Here is a 25,088-nt window from a genome sequence, read left to right as displayed (position 1 = left end):
AGCTTTAGGACTCTAACATGTAACTGTACATAAATACAGTGTCAATAAATTGTTCTTTACAGTGCTTCTTTAACTTTATGTTTTTAAAGGAATATAAAGTTGGAATGTTTTTTGCTTTTTCTACATGAGTTTATTTTTAAGAGAGCGGAAAAATGGCATTAGCACATGTTATTAATCCTCAGTTTGTACCAACTACTGGTCATTATAACCCTTGCTTACTTCAAGAAGCATATGTGGGTGAGTTGAGCGATCTACGACAACAAGCAAGTTGGCTAGGTCATCTGGTTGACACTATGCCAGCAGGCGTGATTGTTTTAGATGGTCAAGGGATGATTGCCAAAGCAAATCAGATAGCAATGGATATGCTTGGAGAGCCGCTCGAGGGAGAAAAGTGGTTCAGTATTATTCAACGCTCATTTAGGCCACAGCAAGATGATGGTCATGAGGTCTCTCTTAAAGACGGTCGCCGAATTAAGCTGGATATAACAGCATTAGCGCCCGAGCCTGGGCAACTGATCCTAATGACTGATCTGACAGAAACTCGGCGATTACAGAGTCGAGTTGCTCACATGCAAAGGCTAAGCGCATTGGGAAAAATGGTGGCTTCTTTGGCGCATCAAGTTAGAACGCCATTGTCAGCAGCAATGCTTTATGGTGCCAATTTAGGCGCTACAAACTTACCACAAGCATCTCGGGAAAAGTTTCATGACAAATTGATGTCACGATTAAAAGATTTAGAAAATCAGGTGAATGACATGCTGTTATTCGCAAAAAGTGGCGAACAACAAGTGGTTGAACGGGTCTCTATGCAGTATTTACTAAGTGAAGTCAAAGCGGGTGCTGACGCTATGGTTGAACTTAATCACGCTAAGTTGGAAGCCGATTTGCCTGAGCCGGATATTGAGATACTTGGTAATCGTACTGCATTGGCGAGCGCTATTCAGAACCTTATCCATAACAGTATTCAAATTATTGGCAGTGACGCCCACATTAAGCTTAAAGCAGAGCGTGAGCCCTGTGGCGAACACGTGCGTATTTCTGTCACAGACAATGGTCCAGGTATAGATGAAGCGCTAGTCGATAAGCTGTTCGAACCGTTCTTTACCACCAAATCGCAAGGAACAGGATTAGGTTTGGCAGTTGTAAACTCGGTAGCAAATGCACACAAAGGGTTTGTCAGGGCTGAAAATATCAAAGGTCTAGGTGCACAGTTTAGTCTGATACTACCACTGATCAAAGCGGAGGAATTATGAGTAATAAAGTGTTAGTTGTTGAAGATGATGCCGGCTTAAGAGAAGCGCTCATCGATACGTTACAGCTTTCAAGCATTGAATGTGTCGAAGCAAACAGTGCAGAGCAAGCCGTATTGTTACTCAAGCAAGAGACGTTTTCTTTGGTGGTAAGCGATGTTCAAATGGGTGCAATGAGTGGGCTAGATTTGTTGAAATCCATAAAGCTTAACTACCCTGAGCTGCCAGTGTTAATGATGACAGCTTATGCGACTATTGATGATGCGGTTGAAGCGATGCGTTTGGGAGCCATTGATTACATGGCTAAGCCTTTTGCGCCTGAAGTGTTGTTGAATATGGTGGGTCGTTACCTACCTGAAAAAGAAAAAGAAACAGAGGGTCCTATCGTCGCTGATCCAAAGAGTATAAAGCTGCTTGAGTTGGCTGCAAAAGTAGCAAAGTCTGATGCCAGTGTAATGGTGCTTGGGCCGAGTGGATCAGGTAAAGAGGTATTAGCCCGTTATATTCATGATAAATCAGACAGGGCTGACGAACCATTTATTGCAATTAATTGTGCTGCAATTCCAGAAAATATGCTTGAGGCTACCCTGTTTGGATATGAGAAGGGCGCATTCACAGGTGCAATTCAGGCATGCCCTGGTAAGTTTGAACAAGCGCAAAAAGGGACAATATTACTGGATGAAATCACAGAAATGGATTTGGGGCTTCAGGCAAAATTACTTCGCGTTTTACAAGAGCGGGAAGTGGAGCGACTTGGTAGTAGAAAAACCATAACACTAGATGTTAGGGTGTTGGCAACCAGTAACCGAGATTTGAAAGAAGCGGTTGAAGATGGGGTATTTAGAGAAGATTTATACTATCGCCTTAATGTTTTCCCATTGGAATGGCTGCCGCTTAGAGATAGAGCAGGAGACATTACGGTATTGGCTGAGCACTTGCTATCAAGACATATGCAAAAAGCGGGTAAACCAACACCCAAGTTAAGTACTAGTGCTAAGCAAAAGTTAAATTCTCATAGCTGGCCTGGCAACGTGCGTGAGCTTGATAACGTCATCCAGCGTGCTTTGATATTGTTTCAGGGCCTTGAAATCACAGAAGATGATATTTTTATTGAAAACTTTTCACCGATGTCTTTGGTTGAGTCAGAAACTAGCCTCACACAGTCCGCTACAGAAGACGCTCCCAATGATGATGGCATCATCAATTATAAGGATGAGCTACAGGACAAAGAGCATCAAATTATTTTGGATACGCTTGCTAAGTTTAATGGTAAGCGCAAAGAAGTGGCTGAAGTTTTAGGCATGAGCCCAAGGACACTGCGCTATAAGCTAGCAAAAATGCGAGATCTCGGAATTGCGTTACCAGCTTAGGTGAAAGAGTCGCTCAGATATCTTGAAGGTGAGCTTAAAAGTAGGACGTGAGCTTACCTTCATTTGTACACCTCAGGCTAATACAACATCAACCTAAACGAAGCTGTTGCTTTTCTCTGGCACCTTCCTTTTCCTCCGACTGCCAATTTTTCGACAGGGCAATTTCAGCTTAACCAACTGAAATTAAAGTATTTTAATGTTGGCATGTTTCCTGCTTTCATCAAGGTAACAAGAGTTATTTTGAGTAAAGCATCATGAAAGTACAATCATCAGCGCTATTCCAAGAAATGCAGGCAATGGCCGCAGAAGCGACAAGAAATACGCAGCCTACTGTGCAGCCAATTAAAACAGCAGCATCTTCTTCAGCTCAATTTGGAGATTTACTCTCTGACGCACTCAATTCTGTTCATGGCCTTCAGCAAGACGCAAAGAAAAAAGTGACGGCGGTGGAGATGGGTGATCGTAGTGTTTCTCTTGCTGAGGCGATGATCGCAAAACAAAAATCATCGGTCGCTTTTGAGGCAACGGTACAAGTTCGCAATAAACTTGTCGAAGCCTATAAAGAAATCATGAGCATGCCAGTTTAACAAAATGATTGTGGAGAGTAATCGTGGCTACTAATCAATCAACAGATCTTACACTTTCCGACGCAGCGCTGAATAACGACAGCGGTTCGGACGAGCAACAAGAGCAAAAGTCTGGCTACTTCAGTGCGCTAAGCGGTGTCGATATGTTGCGCCAGGTTACTCTGGTTATTGCGTTAGCTATTTGTTTAGCAATTGCCATTTTTATCATTATTTGGGCCCGCCAGCCAGACATGCGTCCGCTGGGTAAATATCCTACTGAAGAGCTAGTTGAGACGCTAGACTTCCTAGACCAACAAAAAATTGAGTACCAATTAGACGGTAATACTATTTTAGTTGCTGAATCGGATTACCAAGATGTTAAGTTGCGTATGGCGCGTGATGGTTTCACCCAATCTCCTAGCTCCGGTACTGATATTTTAATGCAGGACATGGGTTTTGGTGTTAGTCAACGTCTTGAAAGAGAACGGCTAAAGCACGGTCGTGAGCAGCAGTTGGCAAGAACGATTGAAGAGCTGCAAGATGTAAATCGTGCAAAAGTACTGTTAGCTATTCCAAAGGAGAACGTATTTGCCCGTCGTGAAAAGAAACCATCTGCGACAGTGGTGATCACGCTAAAGCGTGGCAGAACTTTAGGAGGAGAAGAAGTTGACTCTATCGTAGATATCGTGGCATCAGCGGTACAGGGGCTGGAGCCATCACGGGTAACGGTGACTGACCAAAATGGACGCTTACTTAACTCAGGTTCACAAGATTCGCTTGCTGCTCGCTCTAGAAAAGAGTACGAAATTGAACGTAAGCGAGAGCAAGAGTACTTAGAAAAGATAGACAGTATACTGATCCCAACAGTGGGCCTAGGCAATTTTACGGCCCAAGTTGATCTGACGATGGACTTTAGTGCAGTTGAAGAAACACAAAAACGCTATAACCCTGATTTACCAGCGGTCAGAAGTGAAACAACTTACGAAGAAAACAATATTGGCGGTCTATCAGTGGGGATCCCAGGAGCGCTGACGAACCAACCTCCACTTAACTCAAATATCCCTGAAGTTGCAGGTCAAGGGGGAAACGGTAATGGCACTACGCCTAGCAGTATTCAAAAAGAAGCGACCCGTAACTACGAACTTGATACGACGATTAGTCATAAGCGTCAACAAACTGGCGTTATTCGCAGAATTAGTGTGAGTGTGGCGGTTGATTACCTACCTCAGCCAGATGCCGAAGGTAATATGACTATGGTGCCTCGTTCACAAGAAGCGCTGAACAATATCCGTCGTTTGCTTCAAGGCGGTGTCGGCTTTGACATGCAGCGTGGCGACGCACTAGAAGTGGTTACTGTACCATTCGTTCGCGAAGATTTGATGGAAATGCAAGAGTTACCACTGTGGGAACAAGATTGGTTCCAAAAAACCATTCGCTTAGTTGCGGGAACGTTAGTTATCATTGTGCTAATCTTAGCAGTGGTACGACCTATGCTTAAACGTCTAATTTACCCAGATGATACACTGGAAGATTTTGATGAAGATGCTTTAACCAGCGGTGTTGACCTAGGTGATAGCACGTTAGATATGCTAAATAACGATTTCGACGAGTCAGCAGTTGGCTTCTCATCAGACGGTAGATTACAATTGCCAGACTTACATGGTGATGAGGACCTACTAAAAGCGGTACGTGCCCTTGTTGCGAATGAACCTGAACTCTCATCACAAGTTGTGAAAGCGTGGTTAACCGAAGATGACTGATGAAGAACAAAAACAATTACCCGCGGCCTTTGACGTTGAAAAATTAGATGGCGTTGATAAAGCCGCCATCTTACTGCTTAGTTTGACAGAAGAAGATGCAGCTCAAATTTTAAAACACCTAGAGCCAAAGCAGGTACAAAAGGTGGGTATGGCGATGGCGTCTATGGATGACTTATCACAGGCTAAAATTGCAGCAGTGCATAACTTGTTTATTGAGCAAATACAAAGCTTTAGTACCATAGGCTTCCAATCTGAAGACTTTATTAAAAAAGCACTGACTGCAGCACTTGGCGAAGACAAAGCAGCAAGCTTAATAGACCAAATTGTAATGGGTTCAGGTGCAAAAGGCTTAGATTCATTAAAATGGATGGACTCTAAACAGGTTGCGAATATCATTCGTAACGAGCACCCGCAAATCCAAACCATTGTTTTGTCTTACCTAGAGCCGGAGCAGTCCGCAGAAATATTGTCTCAGTTTCCTGAGAAAGTGCGCTTAGACTTAACGATGAGAATCGCCAACCTAGAAGAAGTTCAGCCCGCGGCATTACAAGAGCTAAACGAAATCATGGAAAAACAATTTGCTGGCCAAGCTGGTGCGCAGGCTGCGAAAATGGGTGGCTTAAAAGCGGCCGCTGATATCATGAACTATCTTGATACTAACGTTGAAGGCCAGCTGATGGATTCTATACGCGAACATGATGAAGAGATGTCACAACAAATCCAAGATTTAATGTTTGTGTTTGAGAATTTAATGGATGTAGAAGACCGAGGGATCCAAGCAATTTTGCGTGAAGTACAGCAAGATGTACTGATGAAAGCGATTAAAGGCGCTGATGACTCACTGAAAGATAAGATATTGAAAAATATGTCCAAGCGCGCAGCTGAAATGATGCAAGATGACTTAGAAGCTATGCCGCCTGTCAGGATAAGTGAAGTTGAAGCAGCACAAAAAGAAATTCTTGCTACCGCGAGACGTTTGGCCGATTCAGGCGAAATCATGCTTGGTGGTGGTGGTGGTGAGGAGTTCTTGTAAACCATGGTCGATAAAAAGCTGTATAAAGGTCGCCCTGTCAGTACCGAAGCATTAGATGAATTGCTAGAAAACTGGCCAATACCAGATGTGTCTGATAAACCAGAGAAATTTAGAGGGCGATCGACTGCGTTTGGCACGCCGCTGGAGGAACTCTATAGTAAGAAACAGGTTCACGAAGAGCCTGAGCCGCAAGAGCCTGAATTTCCGACGCTAACACTCGAAGAGCTTGAACAAATTCGCCAAGATGCTTATGACGAAGGTATCAAACAAGGTCATGAGCAAGGTTATATTGAGGGCTTTGAAAAAGGCGTATCAGAAGGTAAAGAAGCTGGCTATAAAGAAGGCGTTGAGATAGGGAAAGAGAAGGGCATCGAAGAAGCACAACCAATTATCGAAGAACGCATGAAAGCACTCTCAAGCTTATTAGACGAGATGCAATCGCCACTTACACGTGTTGATGATGAGTGTGAAAAGCAACTGGTATATCTTGTCAATTTATTGGCAGAGCAAGTCATTTTTAAAGAACTGAAAACCAGCCCTGAGCTTATTTTGAACGCATTGAAAAAAGCAATGGATGCGCTACCAGTTAAAGAGCAAACGGTGCGAATACATCTGCATCCAGAAGATCTAGAGTTAGTACAATCTATGTATGGTGCGGAACACATCGAATCACAGCATTGGCAGCTGATCCCTGAACCAACTCTAGATAGAGGGGGATGTGAGGTCAAAACACCACAATCTTCAATTGATATGACACTGAAAAACCGCATCAGTGAAGTATTGGAATCATTTTTGCTAGACAGTGGTATAAATCCGTAAATAAGAACTTGCCCTCATTGCCTGTTGTTCGCAAGCATTTGAGGGAAGCATCTAAATAGGTAACTACGAAATGTCTACATCAGCTGCTTTGAGCGAGCGGATCAGTAAATACAAAAAGTTTGTAAAGCCTTATGGCGTGGCCGTTGCAGGTAGCCTGACTCGAGTGGTTGGGTTAACGCTGGAAGCAAGAGGACTGAATGCACCTATTGGCAGTCAGTGCAAAATTGAAACACTCGGCGGCTTCATTGACGCTGAAGTGATAGGCTTTAATCAAGATACGCTTTATTTGATGCCTAACGATCATATTACTGGTGTGCTTCCTGGCGCCCGCGTTATTCCCAAAGTGAAAGATTCAGGTCTGCCTGTCGGTATGGAGCTACTTGGCCGTGTTGTTGATGGCTTAGGCCGCCCTCTTGATGGCCTCGGTGCTATAGATGCCCAGCAGCACTTGAAATTTGCAGCGGCGCCGATAAACCCACTTGCTAGAAGACCGATCGACTCCCCAATGGACGTAGGGGTACGAGCCATAAATTCTATTGTTACTGTTGGGCAAGGTCAACGTATGGGTTTGTTTGCAGGTAGTGGTGTAGGTAAGTCAGTATTGCTTGGCATGATGACCCGAGGCAGTGAAGCTGATGTTATCGTTGTTGGCCTTGTAGGAGAACGTGGGCGGGAAGTTAAAGAGTTTATTGATGAAATACTTGGCGTAGAGGGGCGGCGACGCTCTGTGGTGGTTGCCGCACCGGCGGATGCTTCACCTTTAATGCGCCTTAAAGGCTGTGAAAGCGCAGTGACAATCGCTGAGTATTTTCGCGATCAAGGCCTAAATGTCTTACTACTATTAGACTCTGTAACGCGTTATGCCATGGCGCAGCGAGAAATTGCACTCGCGGTAGGTGAGCCGCCAGCCACAAAGGGTTACCCCCCCTCGGTGTTTGCAAAACTACCCGCATTGGTTGAGCGAGCGGGTAATGGCGGTGAAGGACAAGGCTCAATTACCGCATTTTTCACGGTATTGAGTGAAGGCGATGATATGCAAGACCCAATCGCGGATGCTGCTCGTGCGATATTAGATGGTCATATAGTACTTTCGAGAGAACTTGCGGATAGTGGGCATTACCCAGCAATTGATATTGAAAAGTCCATTAGCCGTGTTATGCCACAAGTTGTATCTGAAGCGCATATGCAGCAAGCTAGAGTGCTAAAGCAAGTCTACTCCATGTATCAGCAGAACAAAGATATGATCACACTTGGTGCCTACCAAAAAGGTAGTGACCAAATGTTAGATCAGGCGATAAACATGATGCCTGCGGTCAATAATTTCTTACAGCAAGGAATGAAAGACGTTATCAACTATGATGAGTGTCTACAAAACCTTGCGCAGCTTCTGGGACAAGCATAATGGCAAACAATAAATTAGACCTGCTGCTGAAATTAGAAAAAGACAAAGAAGATAACTTGCGCGCAAACTTTGTGCAAGCACAGCAACATCTTACTACCAACCAACAAAGATTATCAGGGCTCAACGATTTTCGGATGGAGTACAGTATGCAGCTTCACAATAAGGCAAAGGTTGGTTTAACGAGTGGTGGTTTCAATCAATATCATAACTTTATTAATAAGATTGAACAGGCGATAGATCAGCAGGCGAAAACCGTGAATACCGCTAAACAAGTCGTTGAGCAGCGCCGTAAATTGTGGTTAGCGCAACAAGCGAAAACCAAAGCCATTGAAAAGCTAATAGAGAAACAAGCGTTGGCACAGCAGCAAAAATTAGCCAAAGCAGAGCAAAGAATGCTGGATGAGTTTGCCACCAACCAATTTGTTCGAAGAGCACGCTCTTGGTAGGTTGGCTCGAAATATGCAAAGTAGTTAAAACGTTTTCAAATTTATGTAGTGAATGCTTAATAATGCGGCTTTTAGGCGTGTTAGCGTTAATTACAACGGCAGTATATTGCCACTTTTTGAGGTAGCTTAATAATGAATGTAATGCTTGCATCTATGCTGCAACGAGGCAGTCAAGAAGTTGAGGTTAAAGGTAAAGCCTCAGAGCAGGACGCTAATAGCCAAGAGGGTGAAACCGGGTTTCGCGTATTGATGGCTGAGCTAACTCATCAAGGCGATAAGTCTGCTCAAGAGCAAGTCGATTCAGATGGTTCATCAGACTTGGGGGCTGGTGTCACTAAGGAATTAGCTGAGTCTGAACAAAGTGTTACACCATCAGTAAAAGAAAAGGGGGAAGAAGGTGCTGTGCTATCTCAGTATCAAGGCGATAGTATACCTTCAGAGATGTCAGGCGAAGTGTTACCTGATTTACCAGATAATGATTTGTACACACAAATCAGTGCATCAAAGAAGCAAGATACTTCATTGCAGCATCCAAGTTTAGTAGCGCAATCTGTCAAAGAAGCGCTAGAGAAAGAGTCTAACGGTATTTCTGGTGCAAAATCGACAGAAGACACAGAGGTGCAGGGACAAAAGGAGCAAACTAAACCTGTTTCAGCCATAGATGGTACGCTCATTTCGACTGGCAAAGAGCAAAGAACAGATCCAAAAGCTCAAAGTATGGACAAGCTGCCAATGCAAAACCAGCCTGAGAAACATGCTGAAGATCAACTTGAGAAGCCAACTGTAGCAACTGCCATTGCGACTAAAGGGGTAGAGAGCGCGTTACAAAACAATAAAGCTGATGATGCAGACTTAGGGAGTAAAGCGGCAATAGGACTGAAAAATAGTACCGATGAAGCCGTTTTAAAAGTACAAAGCACTCAATCTACCACGTCTAATGATGACTTGCTTGCTGATGAAAAGCAGAGTAAAGCGAAGTTGAAAGAGTCAGCTACTGAATCGAACGCTACAATAGCTATAGATACCAAGAAAAGTGCAGCAAAAGGTGGTGAACAACAAGTTCAGATAATTGCAAAGTTAACTCATCAAGAACAACAACAATTAAAAGCGGTAATTGATGGTAAATTGGATGTTTATGATGCTTCTCCAGGTGTTCAAAAAGCAATAGCACAGCTCCTAGGAAACCGCTCTGGCGTAACGACGCTAGAACAGCTCAAACCTCTTGTTCAGTCGCTAAACTCAGAGAATATGACGTCAGAGGGGAAAACATCAGTTAATGATATTGTGATTTCCGAGACACAACTTACTAAGGAAAAAGTAATAACGACGCCCCTTAAAGAGGGGAAAGATATCCCTACCTCGGTAAAACAGAATGTGGATCAAAATCGTGAAAATCAAAAGTTACAAGATGTTGAAAGCAGCGTACTTGAAAAACAGAACGTAGAAAAACAAAATACCGATAAGCAAGTTATCGAAAAACTGGCAGAAAAAGAGTTAAGTCGTTCAGCGCAAGTTGAAGCGCATTCAAATAAGGAAGCGCTCAAATCTGAACGTCAGCCTTTCGTCGCAACTACACAAGCAGCACTAAAACAAGAAACAAGCCCTGTTCAAACACCACAGCAGGATAACTCCTCTTTAAACCAAACCTTAAAAGAAGTGCAGCAAGTTCAACAAACACAGTCTTCAAACCAATCAACAGCACAGACAAAACCTGCAACTGATGCTAACCTTCAACAGGCAATCAACATTGCGCGTCAAGATGCCGCCAAGGAGCTGCATCAGCGAGTTGGTATGATGTTGAACCTAAACAATAAAGAGGCTGAAATCAGACTTGATCCTCCTGAGTTGGGGGCAATGCAGATACGAATAAAAAGTGATGCAGAGCAAGCTCAAGTGAATATCGTTGTGCAAAATCAACAGGCAAAAGAGTTACTGGAGCAGTCCATGCCTAGGTTAAGAGAAATGCTTGCAGAACAAGGGATTGAGTTAGGAGATAGCCAAATATCTCATCAGCAACAAGGGCAGAGTGATGGTGATGCTGAAGGAAATTCTGGTAGTGCTGGTGGACAAGCTGGACATGGTAGTAGTGATGACACAGCACAAAATGTACAAGCTTCACCGCAGAGAAATACTGATTCTGCAATAGATTACTATGCCTAACACCTGCTATTATTGTAGTTACAAAAGAATATAAGGGTTTGCTATGGCTGAAGAAACTGACTTAGAAATAGAAGAAACAGGTGGCTCGAAGAAGAAACTGATTATTATTATTGCGGCTGCCGTTTTAGTGCTCGGTGGTGTTGCCGGATTTTTCCTATTTTCAGGCTCAGATGCGCCAGAGGAAACGCTCGCTGAAGAAACAACAGCAAGTGAAGTGAAAGCGGAGCAAGGCAACTCAGCGCAAATTGGTAGTGCGTTGTATGTCGCGATGCCAAGACCTTTTGTTTTCAATGTACCCGGGGCAAGCCGCGATAGGATTGTGCAAATAAAAGTGCAGCTATTGGTGCGTGGAGATGTCAACGAAGAAGTTGCCAAAAAACATATCCCACTGATTGAGGGGACACTGCTTAGTGTGTTCTCAACGACAACCGCTGATGAGTTAAGCACCAGTGCTGGCAAGGAAACGCTAAGGTTGACTGCACTTGACAAAGTGCAAGCAGCAATGGAAGGGGTTGAAGGTAGTAAAGTGATTGAGCGCGTGTTATTTACCGGCTTTGTAATGCAATAAGGTAGTATTTGTGAGCGACTTATTATCCCAAGACGAAATTGATGCGCTACTCCATGGTGTAGATGAAGTCGAAGAAGACGAAATCGCAGATGGTGAAGATGGTGATGGTGCCGGCGCCTTACAATACGACTTTTCATCTCAAGATAGGATTGTGCGTGGGCGCATGCCGACACTTGAGATCGTTAACGAACGTTTTGCACGCCACATGCGGATCAGCCTTTTTAACATGATGCGACGTACCGCTGAAGTGTCTATTAACGGCGTGCAGATGCTCAAGTTTGGCGAGTATATTCATACCTTGTTTGTACCAACTAGTCTAAACATGGTGAGGTTCAGGCCATTAAAAGGGACTGGCCTAATTACTATGGAAGCACGATTAGTATTTATTTTGGTAGACAATTTCTTCGGTGGAGATGGCCGTTATCATGCCAAGATTGAGGGACGGGAGTTTACGCCGACAGAACGACGTATCGTTCAAATGCTACTAAAAATCATCTTTGAAGACTATAAAGAAGCTTGGGCACCTGTAATGGATGTGTCTTTTGAGTACTTAGACTCGGAGGTGAATCCCGCGATGGCGAACATCGTATCGCCGACTGAAGTTGTCGTTATCAGCTCATTTCATATTGAGTTGGATGGCGGTGGCGGCGATTTTCACATTTCACTCCCGTACTCGATGCTTGAACCTATCCGAGAGTTGCTTGACGCTGGTGTACAATCTGATACCGAAGATACAGACTTGCGCTGGAGTAAGGCACTACGCGATGAGATAATGGACGTGGAAGTAGAAGTTTCGTCACAATTGCTCGAAGTAGATTTGTCATTAGAGCAGATAATGAAGTTACAAGCAGGGGATGTTATTCCAGTTGAAATGCCTGAACATGTAACGGTATTTGTTGAAGAGTTACCGACCTTTAGAGCTAAAATGGGACGGTCTCGCGATAATGTTGCACTGCAGATCAGTGAAAAAATTAAGCGTCCAGAATCTGTTAAGTCTGAACTTCATGTATTTACCAAAGGTGGTAAAAAGCTGGACTCAGATGCAGAGCTTGCTGAGCTTGAAGAGGATTTGCACCTATCAGAAGGTGTTGATTTAGATTGGTAGTCTCTAGGTGATTGTTATCATTAGACGCCAGTTGTGGGTAAAAATAAATTAAATCAGGTAGTAATCAATGAGCGATGATCAAGATACTATGGACGAATGGGCTGCAGCATTAGCTGAAGCAGAAGGCTCTGACAACGATGGCGAGCCAGAAGTTGCTGAATTAGATGAGCTGAAAGACTCTGGCACTGCCTTATCGTCAGATGAAAAACGAAAACTTGACACGATCCTAGACATTCCAGTCACTATTTCAATGGAAGTAGGTCGTTCAAAAATAAACATACGAAACCTTTTACAGCTAAACCAAGGCTCTGTTGTGGAGCTGGATCGTGTCGCAGGTGAGCCGCTAGATGTACTAGTTAACGGAACGCTCATTGCACATGGCGAGGTTGTGGTTGTGAATGATAAATTTGGTATTCGTTTAACCGACGTAATAAGCCAAGTTGAGCGTATTAAAAAGCTACGCTGATGCGAATAGGTGGGTACTTGAGTTTATTTAGCTTAGCGGTTACAACAACCGCTAGCGCGGCACCAACATCTGTCGCGACGGTAACGCCAGTAGGGTCAGCAGCCTCTGGGTTAAGTGCTGAGCTACTTTCTATGGGACTGTCACTAATACTGGTCATTGGACTGGTGTTAGGGCTCGCTTTCATCTTAAAGCGCTTGAATCCAAATATGGTCAACCAAAAAGATTTCAAAGTGATCCGTAGTGTTTCGCTTGGCACCAAGGAAAGGTTGTTAGTTATTGAACTGGACAATAAACACCACCTGCTTGGAGTGACGCCGAACAATATCAATTATCTCTATCAATTAGAAACACCACTTGATGATATTAATCGAACGCCTTTTGCCAATGAGTTACAGAAATTCTTGGTAGGAAAAGGTCGCGCTGAAGATAACAACAATAAGACAAATCATGATTAGATTGCTGATACTCTGCTTACTTATTTTCTCTGGTACTGTTGGCGCCGAAGGCATCGAAGCGATAAACGTTACGACTAACCCCGATGGCTCTCAGGAGTATTCTGTCACGCTACAAGTATTAGCAATAATGACAGCGTTAAGTTTTATTCCTGCGGCTGTTATTATGATGACTTCCTTTACGCGTATTATCGTTGTGTTAGCAATTTTAAGACAAGCCATTGGTCTTCAACAGTCTCCTTCTAATCAAATCCTTCTAGGGTTAACCTTGTTTTTGACATTATTTATTATGGCGCCAATTTTCTCACAAATTAATGATCAGGCCGTTCAGCCTTATATTAAAGAAGAAATCACATCTATACAGGCGTTAGAGCGGGCAAAAGAGCCAATGAAAGCCTTTATGTTGTCGCAAACACGGATAAAAGATTTAGAGACATTTGCAAAAATCGCCGGCTATGACAAATTAGATAGTCCAGAAGACACCCCGTTTATTGTGATAATCCCCGCTTTTGTTACCTCTGAGCTACAAACTGCCTTTATTATTGGCTTTATGTTCTTTATTCCATTTTTGATTGTCGACCTGGTGGTCGCGAGTGTATTAATGGCCATGGGTATGATGATGCTTTCACCTATGATTGTCTCTTTGCCATTTAAAATTATGTTATTTGTATTGGTAGATGGATGGGGTTTGGTGATGGGTACGCTCGCGCGAAGCTTCGGGCTGGGGGTGTAACGTGGAACCAGAAGTTTTCGTTGATATTTTGAGTGATGCGCTGTTTATCGTAATAAAGTTAGTGTCTGCTATAGTGATACCTGGGCTTTTAATTGGACTAGTGGTTGCGGTGTTTCAAGCGGCGACGTCAATCAATGAGCAAACGCTCAGCTTTTTGCCAAGGCTTATTATCACAATTATGGCACTAATTGCTGGAGGTCATTGGATAACTCAAGTCCTGATGGACTACTTTAACCTACTCGTGATGCGAATCCCTGAAATAGCGGGTTAATCATGGAGTTTACCTTTGCAGTGATCATGCAGTGGTTGAGCGACTTTTTGCTGCCGCTGGTGCGTATAAGCTCGATGATCATGGTAATGGCAGGGTTGGGAGCACAAAGTATTCCCGCGCGGATCAAGTTTGCGCTTGCCGTTGTTATTACATTTGCAGTCGTTCCCGCTTTACCCAAATCGGAATTTACCGACTTATTTTCATTTTCTATGATTTTTGTTGTTATTCAGGAAATGATAACAGGTATTGCGATAGGATTTGGGTCACTATTATTATTAAATACTTTCATTATTGCCGGCCAGATATTGGCGATGCAAACGGGCCTTGGTTTTGCGTCAGTTGTCGACCCCGCCAATGGATTAAGCGTACCTGCGGTCAGTCAGTTTTATCTAATCTTAGCAACACTGCTGTTTTTTGTTTACAACGGACACCTCATGATGATCCAGATGGTTGTATACAGCTTTGAGAGCTTCCCCATTGCTGGTAATTGGTGGAAAGTTGATAACTTTTGGCTTATTGTCAACTGGGGAGGGTGGATGTTTTCAACTGCGCTTGCATTATCCTTGGCTCCGCTAACCGCTATGCTGGTTATCAACATTTCGTTTGGGATTATGACCCGAGCAGCTCCGCAAATGAATATATTCTCAGTCGGCTTTGCGTTTACACTTGTGGCCGGTTTAACAATTATTTGGGCTACTTTAGGGAATTTTTTAGCACAATTTGAATTTCAGTGGCTAAAAATGACAGAGCTAATGTGTAACCTTATTGGTTGTACGGTATAGAGGTGCAAGTAAAAGATGGCAGAAGATTCAGGTCAAGAGCGCACCGAAGAGCCCACAGCAAAAAAAATTAGTGAGGCAAGAAAAAAAGGACAAGTGGCGCGCTCAAAAGAGCTCGGGACGACATTTGTATTGTTATTTTCTGCAATAGCATTGTTACTGTATGGACCAGGGATCGGCAAAGCGCTCTACAATGTAATGGGCAGAATGCTATCGTTAAATCGCAATGAAACGTACGATACAACAAAAATGTTTGCGGTTTGGGCAGATGTTGCCGATGAATTACTGTTTCCTATGGCTATGTTCGTTTTTATTATCGCTATTGCTGGAGTGGTTGGAAATACATTGCTTGGTGGGTTTAACTTTTCATGGGAGGCTGCGGCACCAAAAGCCAGTAAAATGTCACCAATGAAAGGCATTAAGCGCATGCTAGGGCCTCAAGCTGCAATAGAGTTGTTAAAATCAATACTAAAGTTTGTACTCGTTGCTGGCTTTGCTATCTTATTGATTAAAATATATTTTTATGAAATATTGCATTTAAGTATAGAGCAGATCCCCTCAAGTATTGAGCATGCGCTAGAGATTATCGCGTGGATGTTTTTAGCTCTGAGCTGCACTATGATAGTGATTTCCGCGATTGATGCCCCTTACCAAAGTTATAATCATCATAAACAACTAAAAATGACCTTACAAGAGGTGAAAGATGAATATAAAAACGCCGAAGGTGATCCGCAAATAAAAGCCCGGATCCGCCGTACTCAAAGAGAAATGTCGCAGCGGCGGATGATGCAGGATGTGCCAGATGCAGATGTTGTAGTAACAAACCCAACTCACTATTCTGTCGCGCTAAAATACGATACTGAGCGGGCTGGAGCGCCTATTGTTCTGGCAAAAGGGGTTGATGAATTGGCGATGCAGATAAGAAAGATTGCAATTGGCCGAGATGTACCCATCGTTGAATCTCCAGCGTTGACTCGTTCTCTTTATCATACAACAGAGATCGGAGATCAAATTCCAGAGCAATTATTTACAGCAGTTGCTCAAGTGCTAGCTTACGTTTTTCAACTTAACCGTTTTCAAAAGGGCAAAGGCAAACGGCCAACTGCCTTAAGCAAAAACCTACCAATACCTAATGAACTTAAGCACTAGTTAATCTTGATTTCAAGCTGGAATACATATTGCATCGATTTATCTGTGTCAAATTTTTGCATGTGTTAAGTTATGGAATTTAAAGCAGTTTTACAGCAACTCAATCGAGATAAAAAAGAATACGCTAAGGGGGTGGGGACACCTCTGTTGGTATTAGCTGCATTAGGTATGGTTATTTTACCTTTACCACCTTTTTTACTCGATATTTTATTTTCTTTTAACATAGCACTCGCGCTGGTGGTGCTCCTGGTGACGGTTTACACCATGAAGCCATTAGAGTTTGGTATGTTTCCAGCAGTACTATTGATAGCCACAATAATGCGCTTAGCATTAAATGTTGCAAGTACCCGAGTGGTACTTCTTGAAGGGCACAATGGTGGTGATGCCGCAGGTAAAGTAATTGAGGCATTTGGTAGTGTGGTTATTGGTGGTAACTATGCCGTTGGTCTGGTTGTATTCCTTATTCTCATCATCATTAATTTTGTCGTTATTACCAAAGGTGCAGGCCGTATTTCTGAAGTATCCGCACGTTTTACACTTGACGCAATGCCTGGTAAACAAATGGCGATTGATGCTGACCTTAATGCAGGGTTTATTTCTGCCGACGAAGCAAGAACTCGCCGTGATGAAGTGACACGTGAAGCTGACTTTTATGGCTCGATGGATGGTGCCAGTAAGTTTGTTAAAGGTGATGCGATTGCTGGCATAGTGATCTTAGCAATTAATATTATTGGTGGTCTTTTTGTTGGCATGATCCAACATGACTTAAGCTTTGGTCGTGCGATGGAAGTGTATACTATGCTAACTATCGGGGACGGACTGGTCGCACAAATCCCTTCATTATTATTGTCTATTGGTACCGCGATAGTTGTTACTCGTCAAAATGAATCGCACAACATGGGCGATCAGTTTAAGAGTCAGCTTGGTAATGAAAAATCACTATCGATTGCTTCTGGTATTTTAATTACGATGGGTCTGGTTCCAGGCATGCCTCACGTTGCTTTTTTGGGTTTAGGGGCTTTGTTGGGTTACATCGCTTACTACACCAGCCAGCAGAAGAAAAAAGCCGAAATTGAAAAGGCAGAACAAGCGGCGAAAGGCTCTTCGGCAAAAGGTGGGCAGCAGCAAGAGCAAAAAGAGCTTGGCTGGGACGATGTTCAACCTGTCGATGTAATAGGTCTAGAAGTTGGTTACCGTCTCATCCCACTAGTCGATCAGGCACAAGGTGGTGAGTTATTAAGTAGGATCAAAGGAGTTCGTAAGAAGCTCTCGCAAGAATTGGGCTTTTTAGTACCACCAGTACATATTCGCGATAACCTAGAATTAGACCCTAATGCTTATAATATTACTCTAATGGGAGTAGGCTCTGGAACTGGTGAGTTAAAGCATGGTGACGAATTGGCGATTAATCCAGGGCAAGTATTTGGCCCAATTAAGGGCATAGAAACCAAAGACCCAGCATTTGGATTGGATGCGGTATGGATTAAGCCGGATCAGAAGGACGAGGCGCATTCTCTTGGTTATACAGTTGTTGATGCAGCAACTGTAGTTGCCACTCATATCAGTCAGCTGCTTACAAATAATGCTTCATTGTTACTTGGCCATGAAGAAGTACAAAACCTTTTAGACATGCTAGCTAAAAGTCACCCTCGTTTAGTTGAAGGCCTTGTACCCGATATCTTGCCGTTGACTACGGTGGTTAAGGTATTACAAAATTTACTTAATGAAGGCGTTGCTATTCGCGATATGCGCTCAATTGTGCAAACACTTGTCGAGTATGGCCCTCGCAGTCAAGACCCTGATGTACTAACCGCTGCAGTGCGAATTTCCCTACGTAGACTAATCGTACAAGATGCTGTTGGAGGAGACGATGAAATCCCTGTCATAACATTGGCACCTGAGTTGGAACAGATGTTGCATCAGTCACTTCAGAACGCAGGTGATGAGGGGGCAGGCATAGAACCTGGCTTGGCAGAGAGGCTTCAAGAGTCATTAAAAGAAGCACATCATAACCAAGAAATGCTAGGTGAGCCGTCCATCTTATTAACCTCAGGTATGTTAAGAAGTGTATTGTCTAGGTTTGTTAAACACACTATCCCAGGTTTACGAGTGATGTCGTATCAAGAAGTGCCTGAAGAGAGACAAATCAAGATAGTAAGCTCGGTAGGACAATAGAGGATAAAGGGGCTGTAACATGAAAATTAAACGTTTCTTTGCAAAAGATATGCGTACGGCTTTAAATGAAGTTAAAGAAGAGCTTGGCGCAGATGCTGTCATCATGTCTAACAAAAAGCTGGCTGATGGTGTTGAAATTGTTGCTGCAATTGATAATGACCGCACAGCTGCACCGGTGCAACAACCTACAACTGGCCGAGCTAGTGCACCAAAAGAAACACAAACGCGTTTTGTGCGACCAGAGCCTCGTCAAGCACAACCAGCTAAGCAAGCTCAGGTAGCTGACAGCTTAGAGGCGCTTTTGGAGCGTCAAGCTCCACGTCCTCGCTCACCAGAGCTTGCCTCTATGTTCTCGCAGTCAGGCATTGACACAGAACAGATGCTAGGCAACCAACGCAAGATGCAACCAGAGGCGAAGCCTACTTACAGGTCAGCGCCACAAACTCATCGTCAATCTTTTGACTTTGAAGATGAAGCCACAGAGCAATCGAAGCCGTGGGGAGAATCTGATGACCTCGATAATGGCTTTGGTGATGATTTAACTGAGGTTCATAGCAAAAAAGATGAAATGAGTGCAATGCGCGAAGAGATGAACTCAATTCGCCAGCTGCTAGAGCATCAGGTATCTGGGCTAATGAAACAAGAAATGGCGCGTCGCGATCCGACACGAGCTTGCCTTGTAGACCGTCTGGAGGGGATGGGGATTGATAAAGAAGTTGCTGAACAAATGGCATGCTTCATTCCAGATGATGTATCAAGAAAAGAGGCGTGGAGTGCACTCTTAAATATGGTCATAAATCAGATGCACACCACCAACAATGATATTTTGCGTCAAGGTGGCGTTTTTGCAATGGTCGGCCCGACTGGTGTAGGTAAGACAACGACAGTGGCAAAACTTGCAGCATTGGGCGCGCAAAAATACGGTGCAGATAAAGTTGCACTTATTACAACGGATACCTACAGAATTGGCGCTTACGAGCAACTAGCAACCTATGGTAGAATCATCGGCTGTCCAGTTAAGCAAGTAAAAGATGCAAATGAACTTGCAGAAGTGCTTTATCATTTACGTAATAAGCGTCTAGTATTAATAGACACGGCAGGAATGAGTCAAAGAGATTTGCGCTTAACTGAACAGTTAAATACACTTATGCGTAGCGCAAGAGTTGATATTAGAAGTTATTTAGTGTTAAGTGCGACATCACAAATGAACGTGTTGCAAGAAACGGTAAGACACTTCCAAAAAGTAAATTTAAGTGGCTGTATTTTCACAAAACTTGATGAAAGTCTAAGTTTAGGTGAGATTATTAGCATAGCGATTCAAAATCGCTTGCCAATAGGGTATCTTACCAACGGTCAGCGAGTGCCAGAGGACATTCGTGTAGCAAATGCTCAAAAGCTAGTAAAAAAGGCTGAGCAACTGTATTTAAAAAGAATAAAAGCACAGCACTCTCGACGTGTACCTGTAGCGTCAGAGTCAGTAGGAATGTATGATTAACACAGTTTTAGATCAAGCAAGTGGCCTGCGTAGAATGAGTCAAAGTAGCAACCAGGGTGTAAAAGTCATAGCCGTGACCGGCGGAAAAGGGGGAGTGGGAAAAACCAATGTTTCGCTCAATACCGCTATTGCTATGGGTCAGCAAGGACAGCGTGTTCTTGTTTTAGATGCGGACTTAGGCTTGGCAAACTGTGATGTGATGCTAGGTCTAAGAGTCGAAAAGAATTTATCACATGTCTTATCAGGAGAGTGTGAACTAGATGAAATTCTAGTTGAAGGGCCTGCAGGTATAAAAATTGTACCAGCTACGTCAGGGTCTCAGAATATGGTTGAGCTCACTCCAGCAGAGCATGCTGGGTTAATAAGAGCTTTTAGTGAACTAAATACACAATTTGATGTGTTAATTGTTGACACTGCAGCCGGAATTTCGGATATGGTGTTGAGTTTTTCTCGTGCCGCTCAAGACGTACTCGTGGTAGTGTGTGATGAACCGACATCCATTACAGATGCCTACGCATTAATTAAAGTATTAAGTCGAGAACATGGAGTTTACCGCTTTAAAATAGTGGCCAATATGGTTCGTAGCATGCGTGAAGGTCAGGAACTTTTTGCTAAACTATCAAAAGTGACCGATCGTTTTCTTGACGTTGCTCTAGAGCTTGTCGCGACAGTACCGTTTGATGAAAATATGCGTAAGTCATCACGTCGACAAAGGGCTATCGTTGATTTATTTCCAAGCTCTCCTGCAGCTGTTGCTATTAAAGGCTTAGCTACGAGAGCGGCTAAGTGGCCAATTCCTCATCAGCCTTCTGGTCATTTAGAATTTTTTATTGAACAACTTGTAAACGGGTGATTATGGCTTCTCCGGTCAACAGAGCTGCGGGATATCAAACTTCTGACCATATTCATAAGGTGGTTGAAAGGCATGCTCCACTTGTCAAAAAAGTGGCGTGTCACCTAATCGCTCGACTTCCGGCAAGCGTGCAACTTGATGATTTGATCCAATCAGGAATGATAGGGTTAATTGAGGCAACAAAAAACTTTGACGCCAGTAAAGGTGCCAGTTTTGAAACTTTCGCGGGCATACGTATTCGAGGTGCGATGCTTGATGAAATTCGTCGTGGAGATTGGGCTCCCCGATCTGTCCACAAAAATAGCCGAATGGTTGCAGAGACTATATCTGAGCTCGAATCTCTCCTTGGTCGAGAACCAAAAGACACTGAAATCGCTGAAAAACTTGATATATCTCTAGATGAGTACCATCATATTTTACATGATGTAAATGCAAGCAAAGTAATAGGCATTGAGGATCTTGGGGTAGACGAAGATGTGATTACCCCTGCAAATAGCGATTTTGCGCTAGACAAACCGTTTAATAACGTTAAAAATGAACGTTTTAACGAGTCTTTAGTAAATGCGATAAAATCATTACCAGAAAGAGATGCCATGGTTTTGTCGCTTTATTATAACGATGAAATGAATTTAAAAGAGATTGGCGCCATTTTAGATGTCAGTGAATCTCGAGTAAGTCAAATTCACGGTCAGGCAATGATAAAGCTAAAAGCTAAAATCAATGACTGGATAAATTAGAGTACATAAAATAGTTGGGTTCGAACCTCACTGGAGGAAGTTTTGGATAAGAACATGAAGATTCTCGTGGTTGATGATTTCTCTACTATGAGAAGAATAATCAAAAACCTATTAAGAGATTTAGGCTTTACAAATGTTCAAGAAGCTGATGATGGTAGTACAGCACTTCCGATGCTACAAAATCAGGAGTTTGACTTTGTAGTAACTGATTGGAATATGCCAGGAATGCAAGGGATCGATTTATTGCGAGCAATACGAGCTGATGCAAAGTTGAAACATATTCCTGTGCTTATGGTAACCGCGGAAGCAAAAAAAGAGCAGATCGTTGCTGCAGCACAGGCTGGGGTTAATGGTTATATCGTGAAACCATTTACGGCAGGTACACTTAAAACCAAGCTTGAAAAAGTATTTGAGCGCTTAGGCTAACAGCAAGGGGAAATGGCCTATGTCTGTAAACGCTGCGCCTCAAATTACACTCGAGCAAGCTAAACAACTTGTAGAGCTATTAGAGCAAGGTGAACAAGAAAAAGCGGATCAGCTGATTTTAGAGGCTGCTAACAAAGAGCAATCCGAGTTATTTGCAGAGGTTGGCAAGCTTACTCGTCAGTTACATGAGTCATTGAAAAACTTTGAGCTGGATACTCGCCTTGCAGACCTCACAACGGAGGCCATTCCTGACGCTAAACAGCGCCTCAACTACGTCATGGAAATGACGGAGAGCGCTGCAAACAAAACGATGGACGCTGTCGAAGAGAGCTTACCGTTGGCACAAAACCTTGCCGACGAACTAGCACAAATAAAGCCAACTTGGGATCGTTTAATGAGTAGAGATATTCAGCTCGGAGAATTCAAATCTCTGTGTCACGACCTAGATAGCTTTATGCAGACTTCGAAAACACGTACGGACGAGTTACAAGGTTTGATGACAAACGTGCTCATGGCACAAGATTATCAAGACTTAACTGGTCAGGTCATCCGCCGTGTCATTGAATTAGTTCGAGAAGTAGAAGATAGTCTCATTCATCTCCTTACTGTGTTTGGTTCAGCAGACGAAACACAGGCCGGTACTAAATCGAATGAAAATGAAATAAAAACAACAGAGACTATCAGTGATGAATTGTCTGGGCCTGAAGGTCCAATTATTGACGCTGAATCACGAGACGACGTGGTTTCTGGTCAAGACGAAGTCGATGACTTGCTATCTAGTTTAGGCTTCTAGTTGGAGAGTGTGTATGAGCTTTGAAGTCGATGAAGATATCTTGCAGGACTTTCTTGTTGAAGCAGGCGAAATATTAGAGCTTTTATCTGAGCAGCTTGTTGAGCTAGAAAACAACCCTGAAGATAAAGAACTTCTTAATGCGATTTTCCGTGGCTTCCATACTGTTAAAGGTGGAGCTGGATTCTTGGGCATGACGGAGCTGGTAGACGCTTGTCATGGTGCGGAAAACGTATTCGATGTGTTACGACAGGGGCAACGAAAAGTAACTTCCGAATTGATGGATGTTATCTTACAGTCTTTGGATACAATCAATGAGATGTTTGCTTGTATCCAAAATCGTGAAGAGCCTGAAGCTGCTGATCCTGCGTTGCTTGAAACACTTCACAAACTCAGTCAACCAGCATCTGAGGACGAGGTAGTTGAAGAAGTCGCTTCAGCACCTGTTGCAGAAACTGAACCAGTACCTGAAGTTAGTGCAGATGATATTTTATTTGACGTCGATACTGATGGCGACGCCAGTTCTAGTATTGATGAGATAACTGAAGAAGAATTCGAAAATTTACTTGATGAGTTACATGGTTCAGGAAATGGTCCCGCTCCGACCAGTACAGAAAGCCCGGAAAGTGCACCACCAAGCAGTGATGATGGCGACATTACTGATGACGAATTTGACAATCTATTAGATGAGTTACACGGTGTCGGCAAATTTGGCGGGGCACCAAACAGTGAAGACCCTGTTCCTAAAGAAGCTCAAGCACCAGCGCAAGTCAGTGAGCAAGCAAATGCCAACGGTGGAGACGATGAGGAAATCACAGATGACGAGTTTGAAGCCTTATTAGACGAGTTACATGGAAAAGGCAGTGCGCCAAAAGCAACTGAAGAAGCGGTAACGCAAGCTCCAACGCCACCACCCAAACAGCCTGAAGCGAAAGCAGCTTCAAAACCGGCGGCTAAGCCAGCGGCTAAACCAGCTCCTAAAGCCGAAGCAAAACCTGCGCCTCAAAAAGAAGCAGAGCCTGCAAAGGCCGCAGCTCCTGCAGCTAAAAAGCCAGCTGCACAAGCAGAAACAACAGTACGTGTCGACACAAAACGTCTTGATGAAATCATGAATATGGTCGGTGAGTTGGTATTGGTACGCAACCGTTTGGTCAGTCTGGCGAATAACACAAATAGTGAGAGTATGGGTAAAGCCATATCAAACCTTGATGTGGTGACAGCTGACTTGCAAGGTGCTGTAATGAAAACTCGAATGCAACCCATCAAGAAAGTGTTCGGTCGCTTTCCTCGGGTTGTAAGAGACCTTGCTCGAAGCTTAAAAAAGGAAATCAATCTTGTTTTACAAGGTGAAGAAACTGATTTAGATAAAAACTTAGTTGAAGCGCTTGCGGATCCGTTGGTTCACTTGGTACGAAATTCTGTTGACCACGGAATTGAGATGCCAGATGTTCGAGAAGCGTCTGGTAAGCCAAGAATGGGAACCGTGACACTTTCAGCTTCTCAAGAAGGGGATCATATTCTACTGACCATTCGTGACGATGGTGCAGGTATGGATCCTGAAAAGTTGAAGAAAATTGCTATTAATAAAGGCGTGATCGATTCAGACCAAGCAAGCAGATTGTCGGATACCGAAGCGTACAATCTAATATTTGCCCCTGGCTTTTCAACAAAAGAACAGATATCTGATATTTCAGGCCGCGGCGTCGGTATGGATGTCGTAAAGACTAAAATTACCCAACTTAATGGCTCTGTTAATATACAGTCAGAACTCGGAGTTGGCACTGTATTAGAGATCAAGGTTCCATTGACACTGGCCATTTTACCTACCTTAATGGTTGTGGTTGGAGAGCAGACTTTCGCACTACCGCTTGCGGGAGTGAGCGAAATCTTCCACCTTGATTTGACAAAGACCAATGTAGTTGATGGACAGCTCACTATCATTGTTCGTGAAAAAGCCATACCACTGTTTTATCTCGAACATTGGCTGGTGAAGGGCGCAGACCGAAGCATGAGAAAAGCAGAGGGTCATGTTGTAATAGCTCAGATAGGGACTAAACAAGTGGGTTTTGTTGTTGACTCCCTTATCGGTCAGGAAGAGGTGGTGATAAAGCCCCTTGATGCCTTATTGCAAGGTACACCAGGTATGGCTGGGGCAACTATCACTTCTGATGGTGGCATTGCTTTAATCCTAGATGTACCTAACTTATTAAAACACTACGCTTAAGTTTTTAAGCGTAGTCAAATGCTAGAGCGGTTTGACTGCTCTGCTGTAGAGCAAAATAA

Annotated in this window: 24 protein-coding genes; all 24 read left to right on the top strand. The window is 43.4% G+C overall.

Going from position 1 to position 25,088, the window contains the following annotated elements; translation table 11 throughout:
* Positions 1 to 152: 152 nt before the first annotated feature.
* Complete coding sequence (locus HUZ36_RS02130; protein ID WP_147390471.1) at positions 153 to 1,253, top strand: sensor histidine kinase; 1,101 nt, start codon at positions 153 to 155, stop codon at positions 1,251 to 1,253.
* On the top strand, positions 1,250 to 2,620 hold the full coding sequence (locus HUZ36_RS02125) for a sigma-54-dependent transcriptional regulator (RefSeq protein WP_176031870.1): 1,371 nt from the start codon (positions 1,250 to 1,252) through the stop codon (positions 2,618 to 2,620). Before HUZ36_RS02130 ends, HUZ36_RS02125 begins: the two co-directional genes overlap by 4 nt.
* A 254-nt stretch (positions 2,621 to 2,874) precedes the next feature.
* Entirely contained in the window at positions 2,875 to 3,207 is a 333-nt protein-coding gene (gene fliE, locus HUZ36_RS02120) for a flagellar hook-basal body complex protein FliE (RefSeq protein ID WP_125252019.1), read from the top strand.
* 20 nt (positions 3,208 to 3,227) lie between these two features.
* On the top strand, positions 3,228 to 4,946 hold the full coding sequence (gene fliF, locus HUZ36_RS02115) for a flagellar basal-body MS-ring/collar protein FliF (protein ID WP_128729917.1): 1,719 nt from the start codon (positions 3,228 to 3,230) through the stop codon (positions 4,944 to 4,946).
* The gene (gene fliG / locus HUZ36_RS02110) at positions 4,939 to 5,979 is read left to right on the top strand and encodes a flagellar motor switch protein FliG (RefSeq protein ID WP_125252017.1); all 1,041 of its coding nucleotides are present in this window, start codon (positions 4,939 to 4,941) and stop codon (positions 5,977 to 5,979) included. The genes fliF and fliG overlap by 8 nt, the downstream gene beginning before the upstream one ends.
* Positions 5,980 to 5,982: 3 nt before the next feature.
* Positions 5,983 to 6,798: a flagellar assembly protein FliH gene (fliH, locus tag HUZ36_RS02105; RefSeq protein ID WP_125252016.1), complete on the top strand. Its 816-nt coding sequence runs from the start codon at positions 5,983 to 5,985 to the stop codon at positions 6,796 to 6,798.
* 70 nt (positions 6,799 to 6,868) lie between these two features.
* Positions 6,869 to 8,200, top strand: coding sequence for a flagellar protein export ATPase FliI (fliI, locus tag HUZ36_RS02100; RefSeq protein ID WP_125252015.1), 1,332 nt, complete (start codon positions 6,869 to 6,871; stop codon positions 8,198 to 8,200).
* Complete coding sequence (gene fliJ, locus HUZ36_RS02095) at positions 8,200 to 8,646, top strand: flagellar export protein FliJ (RefSeq protein WP_125252014.1); 447 nt, start codon at positions 8,200 to 8,202, stop codon at positions 8,644 to 8,646. The genes fliI and fliJ overlap by 1 nt, the downstream gene beginning before the upstream one ends.
* Positions 8,647 to 8,778: 132 nt before the next feature.
* On the top strand, positions 8,779 to 10,806 hold the full coding sequence (locus tag HUZ36_RS02090) for a flagellar hook-length control protein FliK (protein WP_176031869.1): 2,028 nt from the start codon (positions 8,779 to 8,781) through the stop codon (positions 10,804 to 10,806).
* A gap of 43 nt (positions 10,807 to 10,849) precedes the next feature.
* Positions 10,850 to 11,374, top strand: coding sequence for a flagellar basal body-associated protein FliL (gene fliL / locus HUZ36_RS02085; protein ID WP_125252012.1), 525 nt, complete (start codon positions 10,850 to 10,852; stop codon positions 11,372 to 11,374).
* A gap of 10 nt (positions 11,375 to 11,384) precedes the next feature.
* Complete coding sequence (fliM, locus tag HUZ36_RS02080) at positions 11,385 to 12,479, top strand: flagellar motor switch protein FliM (protein ID WP_128729874.1); 1,095 nt, start codon at positions 11,385 to 11,387, stop codon at positions 12,477 to 12,479.
* Positions 12,480 to 12,546: 67 nt separating this feature from the next.
* Entirely contained in the window at positions 12,547 to 12,945 is a 399-nt protein-coding gene (gene fliN, locus HUZ36_RS02075) for a flagellar motor switch protein FliN (protein WP_125252010.1), read from the top strand.
* Between the two features lie 17 nt (positions 12,946 to 12,962).
* Positions 12,963 to 13,400 (top strand): flagellar biosynthetic protein FliO, encoded by a 438-nt coding sequence (fliO, locus tag HUZ36_RS02070; RefSeq protein WP_404824197.1) that lies wholly within the window; start codon positions 12,963 to 12,965, stop codon positions 13,398 to 13,400.
* Complete coding sequence (gene fliP, locus HUZ36_RS02065) at positions 13,393 to 14,130, top strand: flagellar type III secretion system pore protein FliP (RefSeq protein ID WP_125252008.1); 738 nt, start codon at positions 13,393 to 13,395, stop codon at positions 14,128 to 14,130. The genes fliO and fliP overlap by 8 nt, the downstream gene beginning before the upstream one ends.
* A 1-nt stretch (position 14,131) precedes the next feature.
* A complete protein-coding gene (gene fliQ / locus HUZ36_RS02060) occupies positions 14,132 to 14,401 on the top strand; it encodes a flagellar biosynthesis protein FliQ (protein ID WP_125252007.1) in 270 nt (89 codons plus the stop codon).
* Positions 14,402 to 14,403: 2 nt separating this feature from the next.
* Positions 14,404 to 15,183, top strand: coding sequence for a flagellar biosynthetic protein FliR (gene fliR / locus HUZ36_RS02055; RefSeq protein WP_125252006.1), 780 nt, complete (start codon positions 14,404 to 14,406; stop codon positions 15,181 to 15,183).
* A gap of 15 nt (positions 15,184 to 15,198) precedes the next feature.
* The gene (gene flhB / locus HUZ36_RS02050) at positions 15,199 to 16,329 is read left to right on the top strand and encodes a flagellar biosynthesis protein FlhB (RefSeq protein ID WP_128729876.1); all 1,131 of its coding nucleotides are present in this window, start codon (positions 15,199 to 15,201) and stop codon (positions 16,327 to 16,329) included.
* Positions 16,330 to 16,401: 72 nt separating this feature from the next.
* Positions 16,402 to 18,504, top strand: coding sequence for a flagellar biosynthesis protein FlhA (gene flhA / locus HUZ36_RS02045; protein WP_128729877.1), 2,103 nt, complete (start codon positions 16,402 to 16,404; stop codon positions 18,502 to 18,504).
* A gap of 19 nt (positions 18,505 to 18,523) precedes the next feature.
* Entirely contained in the window at positions 18,524 to 19,999 is a 1,476-nt protein-coding gene (gene flhF, locus HUZ36_RS02040; protein ID WP_125252003.1) for a flagellar biosynthesis protein FlhF, read from the top strand.
* Entirely contained in the window at positions 19,992 to 20,852 is an 861-nt protein-coding gene (locus HUZ36_RS02035) for a MinD/ParA family protein (RefSeq protein WP_125252002.1), read from the top strand. Before flhF ends, HUZ36_RS02035 begins: the two co-directional genes overlap by 8 nt.
* Before the next feature lie 2 nt (positions 20,853 to 20,854).
* A complete protein-coding gene (locus tag HUZ36_RS02030; protein WP_128729878.1) occupies positions 20,855 to 21,589 on the top strand; it encodes an RNA polymerase sigma factor FliA in 735 nt (244 codons plus the stop codon).
* 42 nt (positions 21,590 to 21,631) lie between these two features.
* Positions 21,632 to 22,015 carry a chemotaxis response regulator CheY gene (gene cheY, locus HUZ36_RS02025; protein ID WP_125252000.1) on the top strand — a complete coding sequence of 128 codons (384 nt, stop codon included), beginning with the start codon at positions 21,632 to 21,634 and terminating at the stop codon, positions 22,013 to 22,015.
* A gap of 19 nt (positions 22,016 to 22,034) precedes the next feature.
* Positions 22,035 to 22,808 (top strand): protein phosphatase CheZ, encoded by a 774-nt coding sequence (locus HUZ36_RS02020; protein WP_128729879.1) that lies wholly within the window; start codon positions 22,035 to 22,037, stop codon positions 22,806 to 22,808.
* A gap of 13 nt (positions 22,809 to 22,821) precedes the next feature.
* A complete protein-coding gene (locus HUZ36_RS02015; protein WP_176031867.1) occupies positions 22,822 to 25,029 on the top strand; it encodes a chemotaxis protein CheA in 2,208 nt (735 codons plus the stop codon).
* Positions 25,030 to 25,088: the final 59 nt, after the last annotated feature.

This window comes from Pseudoalteromonas sp. McH1-7, from assembly GCF_013366255.1.
Classification (GTDB): Bacteria; Pseudomonadota; Gammaproteobacteria; order Enterobacterales; family Alteromonadaceae; genus Pseudoalteromonas; species Pseudoalteromonas peptidolytica.
Note: the sequence above shows the minus strand (reverse complement) of the source record. Positions and strands in the feature narration are given on the sequence as shown.